Here is a 16,171-nt window from a genome sequence, read left to right on the forward strand (position 1 = left end):
TTTAACTAGCAGGCTTGATTCCATGGAAGTTAAAAAACAAATTGCAATCAATTAGCGGGATTGGGCTTAACGGCCAAAAAGAGTGTTTATTATCAGGGAGATAGTACTTTAAAAAGGCGATCAAATTATTGCAGGGATTAACATGTTCTCTCGCCATAATGTAATCGTAGTTCCACCCCTTTTTCACTCCAAGTTTTCTTGTCGTCATATAACGACCAACCTTCCATGCAATACCTGGGTCTGTAGGAATCAAAATGGACAAAGTGCCGCCCGGCTTTAATACCCTAAGCCATTCTTTAATCACAAGATGAGGCTCATAAAGGTGTTCCAATATATGTGTCGCAATAACACGATCAAAGCAGTTGCTTTCAAAGTCTAACGCTCGTGCATTCGTTACATTAAAAACGAGCTTGTCATAAGTACTGGTGTTACTGAGTTGCCTTTTTGCCACTTCAAGTGCGGCAGAATCGCCATCACTGACCGTATACTCGTCAAAACTATGCTGAACATGTCTCAAGTGTTCACCCGTTCCTGAACCCACTTCTAGCACCTTCGAGAAATGCTCTCTGTTACTGAAAGGCTTCTCACACGCTATATGACCCGCCCTCATCACATAGCCTGTTGTACTGCTTTCGTAGACTCGCTCGTCATATTCATCACTGAAACGGGACAAATAATCGAGCCACTCCTTGTCTTCATCCTTGTTTATTCTCATTCCTGAATCCTATTGAGATGGCTTGTGATCGTGACTTCTTAATATTGAAAGGATCCTCATCTCTCGTCTGCCGCGCGACACGTTGTCGAGTATCAAGCCGCAAAAGAAAGACATCACCGCGATAAGTGCAATTGAACTAGACAGAATAGCTGTTGGGACTCTTTCAACGAGCCCGGTATCAATAAAATCGATAATAACGGGAACCCCTAATCCCAATGAGATAAAGCAAAGCAACACCGACAAAGCACCGAAAAAAAACATCGGCTTTACGTCTCGTAGCAGGAACAAAATAAAGTTGAGGATTTTGATCCCATCACTCAATGTATTCAGCTTACTCGCCGTGCCTTCAGGCCTTGAGTGGTAATGAGTGGGTACTTCTTTGATCGACATATTATGGTGCAATGCATGCACGGTTAGTTCCGTCTCAATTTGAAAGCCATCACTGAAAATAGGAACCGTTTTTACAAACCGGCGACTCATCACTCGATAGCCAGAGAAAACATCATTCAATTGAGCATTGAACCCTTTATTTATCAGAGTCGAAAACATCTTATTACCCAAAATATGTCCTGCAGGATAAGCCTCGGAAGAGCGCTCTCGACTGCCAATGATCATATCGAGCTGTTCAGTAACCAGTTGTTCAATCAGTGTAGGGCAAATGGAGGCGTCGTAGGTATCATCACCATCAGCCATAATATAAATATCAGCATCAATATCTGAGAACATCCGTCGCACAACTTCACCTTTGCCCTGACGATACTCATGGCGAACAACAGCACCAGCTTGCAGCGCCTCTTCGACCGTGCCATCAGTAGAGTTATTGTCGTACACATAAACCGTCGCACTTGGTAGTGCACGTTGAAAGTCAGCCACCGTTTTTCCAACCGCTCCGGCTTCGTTATAGCACGGGAGTAACACCGCTATGGTTTGATTCTTCATGAGCTCTCCCTGACTCGAAACACTCGGTACCCATTTTCAATATTGTCGTACACAACATCTAACCAAGTTGGCGTATCTGAGCTGTACAGCTTATTGATCAATGCCTCCTCGCTAGCCGAGTCCTTTAAAATCAACAAATGCGGATCATTGCCAATAACAATGATATCGATGCTTTTCTCTATGATTTTCCGTTCGGCTAAGCTCAGATCTTCCTCTAGCATTACTTCAATAAGAAATTGGTTCCCAACAATATTTCGATGGTAAGGAGCAGCAATAATTCGATTATCCGTTTTTGCCAACACTGGAGCCCCCGTTTCAATCCCTGAAAGTATGGTGTGCGAATTTATATCGTTATCTTTTAACACCTTATGAATCTTCAGAGATTGCTCCTTTTGATCAAGAGTAGTTGTAATTTCTTCGGTTGGCGACAACGCGAGAATGACAAAGGCGACCGCTAGTGGTGCTCCAGAAGTAATAACCGCTGCTTTTATGATGGAGGAACGGATGTAATCTGCTAACTGAAGAATCACGTATGCTTGGAGGGGAGCCGCTAGCACAAAACACAACCTCATGACTCTAATCTGCCAAAAGATCGCAAGGGCTAAATTGAACATAAAGATGAGATACAAAATTGAGCAGTGGTGATTTTTACGCTTAAAAAGTGGATACAAAGTGGCAGGAATCACGAGCAAAGCGTAATTCTCTATCGAGAAAAAACCATGACTTGCGACATATCTAACGACCGATTTCGCTTCCGTCACTTGGTCTAACCAATAGACTTTAAGTATTGGAGGGTAATCAATTAACAACGCACTGCTGAGTGATGGATAAAGCACTGCCACTGGGATTAAAAATAGAACAGCTAGAAATACGAACAGAAAAACCTTTTGCAGTAGACTGTTATCTTCATTCATAAACCGATGATAAACATTAACGAAAAGCCAGCCACAGAAGAAAAGGATGATGAGAACAAATGATATTTCGTCGTACTTAAAAACGAAAAACTCATCGTAAGGCCGATTTAATAAAACCGCACAAATCCCAAACAGAGCGGAACTCGCATACAACTTAGAGATATAGCCAAACCACTCATGGCGAACAAGACCGTAATACACGGTGTAAATCGCGAAAAAAAACATGAATAGCAAAACATTATCAAGCCCCGTCCATAAAGATAGAGACAGCAAGATAGATTGCGCATACACACGCCACGCATGGCGCAACTGCTCATGATTCAATGGCGTTAAAGCTAGAAATAGGACCGCGAAGACCAGCTGAATATTATGATGATCAATAGAACCGGGTAAAAAATGGATAATTGAAGGCGAAGAAATCGCAAACATCATACTAATAAAGCGATACTTGGCACCGAAGAGGTGGTCAGCTAGGTAAAAGCATGACAGCGAAAAAAGTAGCAAGTAAAGCAGAGGGACAAGAGAAATGGATATTGTATAAGCAAGATTATCATCGACGATAAACAACAATGGAAAAGCTACGAGCGATAAGATTAAATCAGGAAAGCGAGACCAATGAATAACAATGCCATCAGCGGCATTAAAATTATTCATTGGCTCTAGGTACCAATGTCCAGTTGCCATCCAATCCTGAAATTGAACGAAACGCATATAGTCGTCATTATCATTCAGGTTAAGAGCTGAAACACTCTCCCACTTGTAAATAAAGATCACTGTGGCACAAACTAGCCAAATGACAGAGATAACAATGATATCTTTATTAAAACTCTCACTTTTAGGCGACATGAATATCCTTTTCACTGAGCCAAAATTTAAACGACTATTGCTCCATCTCTCTCACTTCCGCTAGTGCTCTGTTTAAGTTTTCGTTCGCAACTCTGTAATACGATGGTTTCTTGTCTATTGCTTGCTGAAGGTAAGGAACGGCTTCATCCGGCTTACCTTGTAATATTAGGAAATACCCTACATTATTCAACGCTTCAGGCGTATCCATATGTCGCATAAACATATTAGTGGCTTTCTTAACATCACCGGAAGCCAGATAAATGAGGGCTAGATTGTTTTGGGCCTTCTCACTATTTGGCTCTAACTCTAGAGCTGAACGCGTGTACTGATACGCTTCCTTGTAATTGCCGTACATGTAATGGGAGTAGCCCATATTCAACAGAGCTTTGAATGAGTTTTTGTCTATCTGCAGTGACTTTTTGAAGTACTCTTGAGCTATCTGATGCTTTCCGTCGACATCTTCCAACACACCAATTCCCATATATGCTGATGCAGGAGACATACTGTCAACCTTCAAGCTAGCGACTTCACTTTGGCTTAACGCTTGGTGGTTTTTAATCGTTTCACTGCTTTTCAAACGAACTTGGTCGGCATTAATCGCTTTAAAGAAATAACTTCGACCTTCATCCGTTCGTCGCTGCTTCGTATACAAAACGCCTAATTCCTCCAGTACCTCGGTATGTGCTGGATTGAAATCTAAGGCCGCCAAATACGCTTTCTCGGCAAGCGCCGAGTTGCCACGAGATGAATGGATTTTACCTATAGTAAACAGCGTTTTGTCGTGAAACTCTTGCTCAGGAAAAGACAGAGAGCGGATGTATTCATACAAGGCTAGATCGATGTTGTTGTCCCTTAATGCTACATCACCACGCATGATCGCTTCTTTCTCACTCAAAGGAGGGTCATCATTCGTTAACGTATCTATCGGTTTACCGGAATACAGTTCTGCATCAAATTGATTCGTTGGCTCATCAGATGATGCACAACCGAGTAGTAGTATTGGTAGGAAAAGTAGAAGGAACTTATTGTATAACATCATAAACTTGCTCCCGGCGCACTCAATGCGTCCATTACGATAAGTAGTCCTGGGCCAAGTGCAACAATGAAAAAACAAGGCCAAATAAAAATCAGCATAGGAAATAACATTTTGGTCGGTATTTTCGCCGCAATTTCTTCAGCGGCTTGCTGACGTTTATCTCTAAAGTCTTCAGTATAATCACGAAGCGTTTGCGCTAAGCTACCGCCCATTCTCGATGCATGAGAAAGCAAAGAAACCAACCCTTCCAATTCGACTAAACCGGTTCGCTCGATAAGCTGTCTAAGCGCATCAGGCATAGTGACACCCGCTTGGATTTTAGCAAACACAGTCTCTAGTTCATCCGCAAGTTCCGGCTGAGAGACATAGATCTCAGATGCGACACGTCCAAGGGCTGCATTAAAACCAAGCCCAGACTCGGTACACACAACAAGAAGATCAAGCGCATCAGGGACACCATTTCTTATTTTTTTCTGACGCTCTTTTTGTAACTTGTTCAGAATAATATTTGGCGTAAATGTTCCGAGAAAAACACAAGTCATGATGAGTAAATTATTGTAATCTCCACCCAACGATATGTAATAGACCATAAAAGCAGCGACGATGCCTATTAAACTAGATAAAACCTTCAACGCGTAGAAAACTGATAACGAGCTCTTCTCATGGAACCCAGCATGCATCAGCTTTTCTGAGTAAGTTTCATTGTCCTTTTTATTACCTTTACTTATAAAGGGGCTTAATGATTCTAACGTATTAGAAAAATCATAAGGTTTTCGACCACCAGTACTCCCCTCTTCAGATATTTGTCTTAGCTTCTTATCTAAAGGAGATCTAGCACCTAAAAACAAGAACCCAATAGTCAATGTTAATAAGACAGTAGTGAGCAAAATCATCGCATAGATAACAGCCTGAGAGCTGATCCCAAACTCTGCTAACATCTGCTTCCAGACTTCAATATTTAATAATTCCATAAGTTAAATCTCTATACTGATGATCTTTTTAATCCACAAGGCTCCGATCGCCAAGAGAACAATACCGACACTGACCATCGATAGACCGCGAGGATCTTTGTAAAGTGGCTCGATATATTCAGGACTGGCTACCTTTAAGGCAAAAAATAAACCAAAAGGGGATAAGGTTAAGATCCATGCTGACAGACGGCTTTCAGCAGAGAGCGTTTTTACTTTCCTTTCTAACTTAAAGCGGGCTCTTAGTACTTCAGATACCTTTTGCAGGTTCTCTGATAGATTCCCCCCAGTTTCTTTTTGTAGCATTACTGCACTAGAAAAAGCCAACATTGATACGGTGGGAACTCGCTCTGCCATCTGTAAAATAGCTAAACGTAAGTCATAACCGTAATTAAGTAAGTTGTAGGTATTTTTAAACTCAGCACCGATAGGTTCAGGAAGTTCTTCACCAACTTCATTAAATGATTGAACAAGCGGTTGCCCTGCTTGCAGTGCTCGTCGGATAATATCTAAAGCCTCTGGAAGTTGCTCTTCGAATCGAGCCATTCTATAAGCCACTCGATTTTGTACATACAGATAAGATATAACCCAAACAGAAATGAATGCTGCTAAACTAATAAACCATTCTTGATTGGTCATTATTGATATCAATGTGAGCAAGACACCACAAAGAGAAACAATAAGTAAAAACCGGCTCAATGCTAATTTAAAACCAGCTAATTCCAACATTTTTTTTAATCCAGCAAAGTATGGAATAACTATTAACTTACGGTCTATAGGAGATAATTCTTTGTTATAATGTTCTTTTAATAAAGATAGACTCTCTTCATCGATATTACGTTGCGCCTCCTTCAAACGCCGAGACAACTCTTTATGCTTCGCTTTTTTCCCTGCAGCAGGTAATAACAAAGCTTGAGAGATAAAAAGCACCGCAATGAATAACAGACCTAATGAAACGCTTACATTATCCATAACCTCTCCTTAACCGTGAGTCTCAGTAAAGAGCTCGAAAGGCAGGTCGAGTCCACGTTTGACTAACTGGTCATGATATTGAGGAACTACCCCCGTTGCTGTGTAATAGCCGATAATATTGCCATCTTCATCAATACCTTGACGTTGGAAACGGAAAATTTCCGACATCGTAATCACCTCACCTTCCATACCATTGATCTCTTGGATGCTCACCATACGACGCTTACCATCTTCTTGTCGTTCCATCTGTACGACGAGGTGGATAGCCGAAGCTATTTGAGCTCGTAAGTTTTTGGTTGATATGTTCCACCCAGCCATCGAGAACATGTTTTCGACACGGCTCAAAGCATCACGGGGGGTATTCGCGTGAATAGTAGCAAGAGATCCATCATGGCCCGTGTTCATCGCAGCCAGCATATCAACCGCTTCGCTACCACGAACCTCACCAACCACGATTCGGTCGGGGCGCATACGCAGGGTATTTTTTACGAGTTCTCGCTGGTTGATTTCGCCTTTACCTTCAAGGTTTGCTGGGCGAGTTTCCAATCGAATAACATGAGGTTGTTGAAGTTGAAGCTCCGCAGAATCCTCAATGGTAATTATTCGTTGATCACGTGGAATAAAGCCAGAGAATATGTTTAACGTGGTGGTTTTTCCTGAACCTGTACCACCTGAAATCAATATATTGAGCTCGCCTTTTACTGCAGCTTCAACAAACTTAGCCATTTGGGGTGAAACTGAATTGTAGTCAATAAGGTTATCCATCGTTAAGCGATCCACAGCAAAACGGCGGATAGAAACAGAAGGGCCATCAAGTGCGAGAGGAGGGATAATAGCGTTCACACGTGAGCCATCAACCAAGCGCGCATCTACCATAGGTGATGCTTCATCGATTCGGCGACCAACCTGGCTTACGATACGGTCAATGATATTTCTTAAGTGGCGATCATCAAGAAAAGTATACGGCGTCTTTTCAAGTTTACCTCTTCGCTCGACATAAACGCTTTTAGGACCGTTGACCAAGATATCTGAAACGGTTTGGTCAGCGAGTAAAGGCTCCAACGGCCCAAGACCAAACACCTCATCTTCTATCTGCTTTATAACCCGCTTTCGCCCTTCAGCACTCAGCGCATGACTACCATCGTCAGCCATCAACTGTAAAATGGCTTCATGCAAGTCAACCTTAGCCCGCTCTTTTTCCAAACTTGAGAGTAATCCTAAATCTAGGGTCTCAAGCAGTTGCTTATGAAAAAAGTGTTTGATTGATAACTCTTGCTCTAACACTTTTCGAGCTTCATCAATCGCCTTTTCCTTTTCTACATTCGCTTCAGAACTGCGAGATTGACTAGACGTATCAACACTGGATAAACGCTCAACAGGGTTGGTATCTTCTGAGTCATGCGAAATCTGTTCTACTCTTTTTTCAAACTCTGGATTTACATTTTTTCGTTTAAAGAACATCACAATCCCTCGTGTTCACTATTCATCTACCCGTTATGAAAACCACTTTTTCAACCAGCCTTTTTCTTCTTGCTCTGGTGGTGAAAGAACGTGAGACAAATCGATGATAGAACGAGTAATTGAGCTTTTCTTTCTCGACTGAACTAACGGTTGCCCCAAATTGGCACTCTCTAGTGCCACTTTAAAATCATTAGGCATCAGGTGGATGTCGTGATTGCCCACCGCCTGCTCAATGTCTTTTAACTTTATAGAATGTCGTTTTTCGTAACGGTTAAGGATTACCTCTATTGCGTCGCTTTGTAAGCCGTACTCAAACTTCAGAGACTTAATTAATCTACTTGTGTTTTTTACTGACACTAAACTCTGCTGTAAAACCAGAAGCACTTTCGTTGCAGGTGATATAGCAGATGCAAATACATGATCTAACCCTCTAGATAGGTCGATCACCACATAAGGGTAAAAACGGCGCAATATAGGCAGCAGTCTGCCTATTTTTTGTGCCTGCTCGAAATCATCAGCATTGTTTTCATGTTTAAAGCTTAGAACATGAAGACCAGATTCATGTTTATTGACCAAAGTACCTAAGGAGATTTCATCTAGGTCATTCGCGCTATTTATTGCATCAGAAACGCTGTAGGTGGGAATAATATTTAAGTAATCAGGAATTACTCCAAATTGGAGATCAATATCGAGTAAGAGAACTTCATTTGGGTGTTGATTAGCCATCTCAATAGCGGTATTTAACGCTAAAGTGGTTGCTCCCATCCCTCCCTTGGTGTTCAAAAACAAGATAAACTCTCCATAACTGGAGTTTTCAAGCTTTTCGGAAGCCGTTTTCTTAAGCAAAGGGAGTAAGTCTGAAATAGTGACATTATGAGATAAGAAATCTGAGGCTCCTAAGCGAAGCGCAATTTTTAATGACCCGTTATCACTTTCGTCCCCGAGTACAACTAAAGATAAATCCTTATCCTCGAGCGATAAATCATACCCCTGTAACTCCACCATTTTTTGTGCCCAACTTCCACTTGCTTCTACAAAGATAAGCTCTGGAACATCAGCATTTTTTAGGTATTCCTCGCTCATTGCTGCGAGAGAAAATGATGTAACATGTACATTTCGACATTTCTTTAATTCAAGACTCATATGTGAAAGAAAACCTTCTGAGCTGTATATTAACCAGACCTTAAGGTTTGTTTTCAAACGCACAATATCACTCTCATTTGGCGTTATTTTAATTGCTTCCCCCATGCTACAACTCCTGTATAAAATAACTCATGGACATCTATTCCTTGTTTCGGAATCAGCTCTAACAACTCCTAAACTCTCAGCTGGCAAAATAGTTTCGAACGAAGGAGCTGTAAGATACCCACTAGTACCAAAAAAACTCAAATCTCCGATTAACTGAACGCCATATCCAGTTGCACTCGCCCTTACAAATTTAATGGTACTAAATACTGGATCAGTGTCGTAACCTGACGTAATTTCATTCCCATCAATATCTAAATAAGCAACTTCTAAATTGGCAGCGGTAAATCCTACAAGAGGAATATCTCCCACAACCATTGCGGCAATATTATCTCTATCTGCTACATAGCAAACCGTTGCTAACCTTGCTGCTTTCCTCGTGGCTTCACTTACCATCTGCAACGAAAACATATAGGCACCCAATGCCAAGATTATAAAAATCAAGAGAAAAATCAGCCATGACACTAATGTGAACTCTATGATAGCAAGCCCTTCAATACACCTTTTTGACTTTCTCATCACAGCACCCTCATAACCGAAGTGACGCTTAACGGAATCGAAAAACTCTCCGAGGAAAAGGGAATAGACAAGAAATGTGGAACATAATCATAGGTAACACTTACCCGTACATAACTATCTCCTGACGGTGGCGTAACGGTAACATCTGCAGTCGTCAATGAAGATAACACCGCAGTCCCTACACTATTCTGTCCGTAAACCACCACATTTTGAATTTCGGAAGTCGGCGCAATAGTTCCACCGATCGTTCCATAGACTTCACTAACTGCGTAACGAGCACCGTTTTGCACAGATTTAGATATCACATTGTAATGGACTAAAATATTGCCAAATTCCAGCACCAATATCAGAAAGAACAGTAATACCGGGGTCGCTATAACCACCTCAATGGCTGCAAAACCACCCTGTAATTTATTGAATAGTTTCATGGTTACGACTCCCCACTATCTGGGTCCTTATACAATACGATTTTGTATGTCCCTTCCGTAGTCGAGTTAGTACTGCCAGATCCGCTAGCTACGCTACAAGAGTGTATAAATTCACCAAAAACTGCAGGCGTTCCTGAGTTATTGGTCGGCGCTTTTTGTAGCAAGAAGAAACAACCAATTTTGTTCACCGTAAATTCAGTCGCACCGCCACTTTTACCTGAACAATCCACCATAGGTATAGGTAATATACGACGCCAAGCAACACCATTAGCCGCACACCCAGAACCATTATTAGCTATGCATGTGTTAGTCGCTGATTCATATTGAGCATAGGTATAACTGCCGTCAAAATCGATATCTCCCGTACTAGCATCGATCGTAATCTCATTAGTAGGCTCAGTCGTTACATAATCAGTGGGGTAATCTGATGCCGATAATCCTCCACCATAATCACCAAATCGAGTATTTAAGCCATCACCGGTAGGACCAACCGTTCCTCCTGGTTTGGTGGTTATATCGTCACCTATTGCAACAGGATAACTATAGTCCCCCCCTAGACCTTCTTTTACCGTTTTACCACCAGAGCCAAAGTCCAATAGGTGGTAATTTCCATTACCCATTTCAGATAGTTTGTTATCTCCAACTTTCAAAGCATGAACGGTACCGACTTCATAGCCAAAAACATTCGTTATTTCTTCACCAGTTACATCATGAAAGCCATCTTCAGGATCTATATCATTGTCAGATGTCCCATCACCAATACATACACCTATTGGTACAACGTTATTTACAACTTCTTGCCCTGAACTGGGGCCCGCAACAGCACTAGCAGATACCTCTTTATCAAGGCCAAATAATTGAATAAAGAATTCACTCATACCCAATGAATCTACTCGAACACGCACATAAACATCATCGTCGATGCCAAAAGTAGCCGTGCCCGTAAAGTCTTGAGGATCATTAGAGTAATCGATACTGATTGAAGCGGTTGAAAAATCAAACTCGTGGTTTCCCGTCGAGCCAGCCATGGCATTTAATGCAGTGCCAACCTCGGCATCTACTGCATCTTTATCCTTACTATTATCCAAAATAGTTGCGGCAGCTAAAGCAGCTGAATCTACCGCATTTTGTAACCGTGTTTTGTTCACAACCATATGGTTGATATCTACAGCTAACGCTGAGACAGCTAAAAAAACCAACAAAGCGGCTGTAATCATGACTACGACTAAGCCTTGTTGCTTTTTGGGGCTTTGTGATACTCGATACAACATGTGAGTACCTCCAGATTTAGTTAAACTCTTCTAGGATCTGGCTACTACTGCTTCCGGACAGATCATTTTCACCTCTGCCAACATATCGGTCGTAACCAGCCTGCATCCGCTCCCCTGTACCGTCCGGTACTTCGAGTAGATTCTCTTGGGTCGCATTAGGGTTATATGTTTGTTCTGTTTTCACTAGTGCTACTGAATGTCCCAAACGGGCATCATTAGCACAGCCAACTAGCACCATCACGAGAAAGACCATCATTATTCTAATCATATCTATCTCCTTATAAATCATGACCAAATGAGCCTTCACTACCGCCGTCGGTTGGCGATACGGCCTGTGCTGATTGAGATTGCTCTGAAGTGGATTCAGACGGTTCAGCAATGTAAGCGCTTCGGCCTAACAAATAATATTCCAAGTCATTAGGGTCGACGAAAGCATCTGTTGGTAATGTCACTTTCGTGCGGTCGATTGGCTTGGCAAGCCTTGGAGTCACAAGAATAACCAGTTCGGTTTCGCCAGATACATACTCTTGGCTGTTGAAAAGCTGCCCTAAAATCGGCACATCACCAAAGCCTGGCATCTTGTTGCTGATATCTCTCACATTCTCACTCAGTAAACCTGCAATACCGATAGTCTGGCCATCTGCTAACTCAAGAGTTGAAGATGCACTACGACGCGTAATAGGTGGAATGAAGTAAGTCGCGTTGGTAGTACCAGGATCAATCGTTAGCGAGCTACTATTCGCAATTTCACTCACATCAACAGCCAAGTTCAGGTTGATTTTTTTATCACTAAGAACCGTTGGGATGAATTTCAGCCCTACACCATATTCTTTGTATTCAATGGTGATGCCGTCTTCATCAGGCACAGGGATTGGGAACTCACCGCCCGCTAAAAATTCAGCTTTTGAACCACTTAACGCGGTTAGATTCGGCTCAGCCAAAACTTTGGCTACACCATTCTGCTTTGCAACATCCAAAGCAAAGGTAAACAATGTATTGCTATCGATAAAAGAACCTAAAATCCCATAATCTGTTGAGGTGGGAATATCAAAAATCGGCGTTGCACCCAATACACCAGCAGGCACAGAAGACGCTCCCCATGAAAAATCAGAACCACTGGTTTGGAAGAAATGGAAGTTAGCATCGAATTTTCGAACTAAGCTTCTTTGCACTTCAGCGACAGTGACCTCTAGCATGACTTGCTGAGCACCACCAATCGACATTAAGTTGATGACCCCAGTCGCCGCAGCTTGCTCACTACCACTCTCTTTTGACTCATCTGCGGTTTGCCCGGAGGAGTAAGTTTCTGCAATTCTCATCGCGACATTCATCTGCTGTTGGTTGCTCACCTGACCGCTCAGCAACAAACGGTTTTGCGCACTATGTACTTCGATAGTTTCATCAGGAAGGAACTCATATAACTTCGCCTTTAAACTATTAAGATCATGAGTAACCTCAATGTTAATAGACTCAATCAACCGACCTCGAGAGTCCCAAGCCATTAGGTTTGTCGCACCTAATTTTTTACCAATTAAAAACACTTCATTTGATTTTAAAATTACAATATCTAAAACTTCAGGATCACCAAGAGAAACCTTCGCCGCTTTTCCCGACAGCACGACATGCGTAGATTTATGATGTGGAACCGTGACTGTTTTTCCCGTTTGTAACGCCGCAACACTGGCCGTCGAAATACAAATTAGGCTCAAAACACACGCAATTAATATTCTCATATTTCACCTCAATCCTTGACGCGCACATTAGATGTTTCTGTACCTTTGATAATGGTGACACTTGGTCTAGGCACATATCGACGAACCACTTTTTTCTCAACTTCATGTGGGTTTCTCAAAGTCAGCTGAATACTGCCTTTGCTTTTAGCCGTGAGAAGTTTCTCGGCCTCTTTCGGCGTCATCTCAAGAGTTACCGCTCGTACAATAATTGGACTGTTTTCATTCGTTTTAGCCGTTTGATCTACAGCCAAAACCTTAATATCTTTAAGAACCGTTTGAGTAGCTGCAGAATTTTTTCCGTAAGAAACCGTATTGAGAATATCAACCTTGTTACCCGGTAATAAGAAACCTGCCACACCAATAACATCATCAACACGTATCGTTACCGCACGTTTATTTTCAGGGATAAGAGCTGCAAGCGTTGACCCTTCTCCTGGTACAGTAAATCGTAACTTGTGAAGCACCTCTCCGGCATAAATGGTATTAGCGACAACCTTACCGATTAGCTCAGATTGATCCGAATAGTTGTTTTCATTGATCCAATCAACTTCCATCAACTTCGTCGTTAAATACTGCTCTTCAATTATGGTTCCAGCTTCGATTTCTTGTGAGGCGACAACAACGGGGTGACGCTCGACCGTTTCAACTTCAACGGTTGGCTGAACTTGATCATCCATCCACTGCTTAGCAAAAAATACAGCCGCTAAGCCGAATACTACGGACAGTAAAAACAGTAGGAAAACTTGACTCTTATTCATTATTCTCTTCCTCGTGTCCATCAGAGGTAAAATAAACTTCCCATGCCATGGAAAGAATATCGAATGTGATAACAGGTGGTAGCTGCTCAAACGAAAGAATATCTTTGCTTATACCAACGAGATCTTTCGGTAAACATGGGAAAAGTGGCACCTTAAGCAGCGTGTGCATTTGAGACAAACGCTCAAAAAAACCGTCTTGAAGCTCGACCTCTTTATCAGCAACGACGCTCATCCATAAAGCTTCATAATCTCGCTGATTAAGTGGCTTGAATTCAATCTTGTAACCTAAACGACGTAAAAAGGCAGGATCGCTTATTTTCTTGGGGTTTAGATTGGTAGAAAAGGCAAGAGTTAATACAAATGGCATCGTAATTTGCTGACCGTTGGGCAGCGATAGATAATCAAAAGCGTACTCCATCGGCACTATCCATCGATTCAGCAATGTGTCTACAGGCATAGGTTGACGGCCAAGATCGTCTATCACGAAAATTCCATTGTTTGCCATCATCTGTACCGGGGCTAACCAGACTCGACTGTTTTCTGAGTGATTCACCTCAAGCATATCCATGGTGAGCTCACCACCGACCTGGATATTCGGTCTCTCACAGTTAAGCCAGCGCTTATCGTATTGATCTTTTAGCGAGATAGCTTTGGTACTGCCGTTTCTATCTAAAGGTTTATGGTGTTGTGCAGAGAAAACCTTGATGATATTGCCAAGCGCATAGACGGCATAAGGAATAAACACCGAAGTGTGCAAAGCGTTGACAATACGGCTAGCAACAAAGGTTTTACCAGTACCAGCATGCCCATATAACAAAAGGGCTCGCCCTGAGTTTATTGCCGGCCCTAGGACGGAAATCATTTTATCGATGCCATAGACATCACTTAACGCCGCCTCGACATGTGGACGAGTCACGAGCTCAGCCCTAAGGTCTTGCTGCTTGACCACCTCACTATATTGCTCAAGAGAAACTGGGGCTGGACCTAAATAAGCATCACGCTTGAAAGCTAAATCGGCTTCTTCTAGCCCTTTCTCTGAGAGAGAATAACGAACATGACTATGTGATGCAGATGAGAGAGAAAGATCTGAGGTAGGTTGAAAAACCTCAATTAGAGATTTTTTCCTCAATACCGCCAAAGCACTTTCCACAATATGAGTCACAACACATATATGGTTGGAAAGTTCTAAAACGTCCGATTTAGGGTATGCAGACAAATGCTTAAGTACGAGATTTTCAATCACGACTTCAGGAATTCCCAACGTATCAAGTGATGTTGGGACAACAGGAGCTGATATTTGCGGTTTTAATGTTGTTGAAGCCGTATGCCCTATAATATCCATTATATTATTCCTCTCCACAAAGCTTACCAACAACAGCTTTAATTAAAATAGCTATACATCGCTAATCCTATGACAACAGAGGGGGCAAAAGGCATTGTCACTTTATTTAAGTATCGATTATGAAAATTAGTACGCTCATCTTTGACTGGTGAAACACCACTCAATAAAATAAGTTTATTTTGGAAATAACCTTTAATGCTGACACTACTTGAGTTAGCGTAGTTATACAGTAAATAAAAGGATCCGATCATCCCAGAAGCAAGTAAGATAAAGTACGATGCATCAAGTATTTGTCCCCACCCAAGATACATTCCAACAACGCCCAATAACTTCACATCACCTGCAGACATTGCTCTCATAAAATACAAAAGCAAACCAAACCCAAAAAGTACTGCAAACCCTGCTAATGAAGACAAGAAAAAGCCCAACGTATAATTGCTATCAAACATTGACAAAAAATAAACAAACAAAAGAAGTATCAATATTTTATTAGGTATACGATGCTTCTCAACATCGTATACCGAAACTGCAATTAGCAGCGCCCAAAAAGCAGAAGGCTCATTAATCATATTTTCTATTTATACACTCGATATAATACTCTGGAACTTACTAAGTAAGGCTGTTGCCATTCCAGAAAAAATAAATCCAACAGCAAGAACAAGTGAAGCAGCACCAATCACGTATTCGACCGTAGTAAGCCCTTTTTGCTGTCTTGCTCTTTTCTTATCCATGATCGTATCAACCACTACTCGTAGTGTTACCAACGTTAGCAACAATAGCGTTTAATTTATTTGCCAGAGTATTACCTAGGCCAGAAAATACAGTTGTTAAGCCTAAAACCAATAATGCTGCACCGATTACATACTCGATTACAGTCAACCCTTCTTCATCTTTCATGAATTCTTTGCAATTATTCAAAAACTTACCCATGACAACCTCTCCTTGATTTTCATAACAGGCTTCGTTTACCTGTAAAGTAAATCTAGAGGTGAGTCACACATTCGGTTAGGATTTTTTTGCCATT

At 41.7% G+C, this 16,171-nt stretch carries 18 protein-coding genes; all 18 read right to left on the reverse strand.

From position 1 onward, the window contains the following. Nucleotide 1: 1 nt before the first annotated feature. The 18 genes from AB4329_RS07730 to AB4329_RS07815 are packed head-to-tail and all read right to left on the reverse strand — an operon-like array spanning nucleotide 2 to nucleotide 16,077. Complete coding sequence (locus AB4329_RS07730; protein ID WP_017065822.1) at nucleotides 2–715, reverse strand: class I SAM-dependent methyltransferase; 714 nt, start codon at nucleotides 713–715, stop codon at nucleotides 2–4. Nucleotides 716–724: 9 nt separating this feature from the next. Further along, nucleotides 725–1,654, reverse strand: a complete 930-nt coding sequence (locus AB4329_RS07735; RefSeq protein WP_372112682.1) for a glycosyltransferase family 2 protein — start codon at nucleotides 1,652–1,654, stop codon at nucleotides 725–727. Then, nucleotides 1,651–3,414 (reverse strand): hypothetical protein, encoded by a 1,764-nt coding sequence (locus AB4329_RS07740; protein ID WP_372137960.1) that lies wholly within the window; start codon nucleotides 3,412–3,414, stop codon nucleotides 1,651–1,653. Before AB4329_RS07740 ends, AB4329_RS07735 begins: the two co-directional genes overlap by 4 nt. A gap of 34 nt (nucleotides 3,415–3,448) precedes the next feature. Next, nucleotides 3,449–4,453: a lipopolysaccharide assembly protein LapB gene (locus tag AB4329_RS07745; RefSeq protein WP_102319928.1), complete on the reverse strand. Its 1,005-nt coding sequence runs from the start codon at nucleotides 4,451–4,453 to the stop codon at nucleotides 3,449–3,451. Beyond that, nucleotides 4,450–5,421, reverse strand: a complete 972-nt coding sequence (locus AB4329_RS07750) for a type II secretion system F family protein (RefSeq protein WP_102319927.1) — start codon at nucleotides 5,419–5,421, stop codon at nucleotides 4,450–4,452. The genes AB4329_RS07745 and AB4329_RS07750 overlap by 4 nt, the downstream gene beginning before the upstream one ends. Nucleotides 5,422–5,424: 3 nt before the next feature. Then, entirely contained in the window at nucleotides 5,425–6,390 is a 966-nt protein-coding gene (locus AB4329_RS07755) for a type II secretion system F family protein (protein ID WP_102319926.1), read from the reverse strand. 9 nt (nucleotides 6,391–6,399) lie between these two features. After that, a complete protein-coding gene (locus AB4329_RS07760; RefSeq protein ID WP_102319925.1) occupies nucleotides 6,400–7,851 on the reverse strand; it encodes a CpaF family protein in 1,452 nt (483 codons plus the stop codon). Between the two features lie 33 nt (nucleotides 7,852–7,884). Beyond that, nucleotides 7,885–9,099, reverse strand: a complete 1,215-nt coding sequence (locus AB4329_RS07765) for an AAA family ATPase (protein ID WP_102319924.1) — start codon at nucleotides 9,097–9,099, stop codon at nucleotides 7,885–7,887. 24 nt (nucleotides 9,100–9,123) lie between these two features. After that, nucleotides 9,124–9,615, reverse strand: a complete 492-nt coding sequence (locus AB4329_RS07770; protein ID WP_102319923.1) for a TadE/TadG family type IV pilus assembly protein — start codon at nucleotides 9,613–9,615, stop codon at nucleotides 9,124–9,126. Further along, the gene (locus AB4329_RS07775) at nucleotides 9,615–10,043 is read right to left on the reverse strand and encodes a TadE/TadG family type IV pilus assembly protein (RefSeq protein WP_050652461.1); all 429 of its coding nucleotides are present in this window, start codon (nucleotides 10,041–10,043) and stop codon (nucleotides 9,615–9,617) included. The genes AB4329_RS07770 and AB4329_RS07775 overlap by 1 nt, the downstream gene beginning before the upstream one ends. A 2-nt stretch (nucleotides 10,044–10,045) precedes the next feature. Next, nucleotides 10,046–11,314 carry a Tad domain-containing protein gene (locus tag AB4329_RS07780; RefSeq protein WP_102319922.1) on the reverse strand — a complete coding sequence of 423 codons (1,269 nt, stop codon included), beginning with the start codon at nucleotides 11,312–11,314 and terminating at the stop codon, nucleotides 10,046–10,048. A gap of 16 nt (nucleotides 11,315–11,330) precedes the next feature. Continuing rightward, nucleotides 11,331–11,603, reverse strand: coding sequence for a hypothetical protein (locus AB4329_RS07785; protein WP_061032538.1), 273 nt, complete (start codon nucleotides 11,601–11,603; stop codon nucleotides 11,331–11,333). Beyond that, entirely contained in the window at nucleotides 11,593–13,047 is a 1,455-nt protein-coding gene (locus tag AB4329_RS07790; protein ID WP_102319921.1) for a type II and III secretion system protein family protein, read from the reverse strand. The genes AB4329_RS07785 and AB4329_RS07790 overlap by 11 nt, the downstream gene beginning before the upstream one ends. A gap of 8 nt (nucleotides 13,048–13,055) precedes the next feature. Further along, nucleotides 13,056–13,805 carry a Flp pilus assembly protein CpaB gene (gene cpaB, locus AB4329_RS07795; protein WP_059020093.1) on the reverse strand — a complete coding sequence of 250 codons (750 nt, stop codon included), beginning with the start codon at nucleotides 13,803–13,805 and terminating at the stop codon, nucleotides 13,056–13,058. Further along, complete coding sequence (locus AB4329_RS07800) at nucleotides 13,798–15,147, reverse strand: AAA family ATPase (protein WP_102319920.1); 1,350 nt, start codon at nucleotides 15,145–15,147, stop codon at nucleotides 13,798–13,800. The genes cpaB and AB4329_RS07800 overlap by 8 nt, the downstream gene beginning before the upstream one ends. Nucleotides 15,148–15,185: 38 nt before the next feature. Further along, entirely contained in the window at nucleotides 15,186–15,716 is a 531-nt protein-coding gene (locus tag AB4329_RS07805) for a prepilin peptidase (RefSeq protein WP_061032534.1), read from the reverse strand. A gap of 9 nt (nucleotides 15,717–15,725) precedes the next feature. Next, complete coding sequence (locus AB4329_RS07810; protein WP_198594302.1) at nucleotides 15,726–15,878, reverse strand: hypothetical protein; 153 nt, start codon at nucleotides 15,876–15,878, stop codon at nucleotides 15,726–15,728. A 7-nt stretch (nucleotides 15,879–15,885) separates the two neighbouring features. Continuing rightward, nucleotides 15,886–16,077, reverse strand: coding sequence for a Flp family type IVb pilin (locus AB4329_RS07815; protein ID WP_102319919.1), 192 nt, complete (start codon nucleotides 16,075–16,077; stop codon nucleotides 15,886–15,888). Nucleotides 16,078–16,171 lie beyond the last annotated feature (94 nt).

Source organism: Vibrio sp. 10N.261.54.A5 (genome assembly GCF_041471145.1).
Taxonomy (GTDB): Bacteria; Pseudomonadota; Gammaproteobacteria; order Enterobacterales; family Vibrionaceae; genus Vibrio; species Vibrio crassostreae_C.

Bases quoted from the DNA above. Each gene is read 5' to 3' on its own strand.
- AB4329_RS07730 (WP_017065822.1), bottom strand. From the start codon at position 715: ATGAGAATAAACAAGGATGAAGACAAGGAGTGGCTCGATTATTTGTCC.
- AB4329_RS07735 (WP_372112682.1), bottom strand. From the start codon at position 1,654: ATGAAGAATCAAACCATAGCGGTGTTACTCCCGTGCTATAACGAAGCC.
- AB4329_RS07740 (WP_372137960.1), bottom strand. From the start codon at position 3,414: ATGTCGCCTAAAAGTGAGAGTTTTAATAAAGATATCATTGTTATCTCT.
- AB4329_RS07745 (WP_102319928.1), bottom strand. From the start codon at position 4,453: ATGATGTTATACAATAAGTTCCTTCTACTTTTCCTACCAATACTACTA.
- AB4329_RS07750 (WP_102319927.1), bottom strand. From the start codon at position 5,421: ATGGAATTATTAAATATTGAAGTCTGGAAGCAGATGTTAGCAGAGTTT.
- AB4329_RS07755 (WP_102319926.1), bottom strand. From the start codon at position 6,390: ATGGATAATGTAAGCGTTTCATTAGGTCTGTTATTCATTGCGGTGCTT.
- AB4329_RS07760 (WP_102319925.1), bottom strand. From the start codon at position 7,851: ATGTTCTTTAAACGAAAAAATGTAAATCCAGAGTTTGAAAAAAGAGTA.
- AB4329_RS07765 (WP_102319924.1), bottom strand. From the start codon at position 9,099: ATGGGGGAAGCAATTAAAATAACGCCAAATGAGAGTGATATTGTGCGT.
- AB4329_RS07770 (WP_102319923.1), bottom strand. From the start codon at position 9,615: ATGAGAAAGTCAAAAAGGTGTATTGAAGGGCTTGCTATCATAGAGTTC.
- AB4329_RS07775 (WP_050652461.1), bottom strand. From the start codon at position 10,043: ATGAAACTATTCAATAAATTACAGGGTGGTTTTGCAGCCATTGAGGTG.
- AB4329_RS07780 (WP_102319922.1), bottom strand. From the start codon at position 11,314: ATGTTGTATCGAGTATCACAAAGCCCCAAAAAGCAACAAGGCTTAGTC.
- AB4329_RS07785 (WP_061032538.1), bottom strand. From the start codon at position 11,603: ATGATTTATAAGGAGATAGATATGATTAGAATAATGATGGTCTTTCTC.
- AB4329_RS07790 (WP_102319921.1), bottom strand. From the start codon at position 13,047: ATGAGAATATTAATTGCGTGTGTTTTGAGCCTAATTTGTATTTCGACG.
- cpaB (WP_059020093.1), bottom strand. From the start codon at position 13,805: ATGAATAAGAGTCAAGTTTTCCTACTGTTTTTACTGTCCGTAGTATTC.
- AB4329_RS07800 (WP_102319920.1), bottom strand. From the start codon at position 15,147: ATGGATATTATAGGGCATACGGCTTCAACAACATTAAAACCGCAAATA.
- AB4329_RS07805 (WP_061032534.1), bottom strand. From the start codon at position 15,716: ATGATTAATGAGCCTTCTGCTTTTTGGGCGCTGCTAATTGCAGTTTCG.
- AB4329_RS07810 (WP_198594302.1), bottom strand. From the start codon at position 15,878: ATGGATAAGAAAAGAGCAAGACAGCAAAAAGGGCTTACTACGGTCGAA.
- AB4329_RS07815 (WP_102319919.1), bottom strand. From the start codon at position 16,077: ATGGGTAAGTTTTTGAATAATTGCAAAGAATTCATGAAAGATGAAGAA.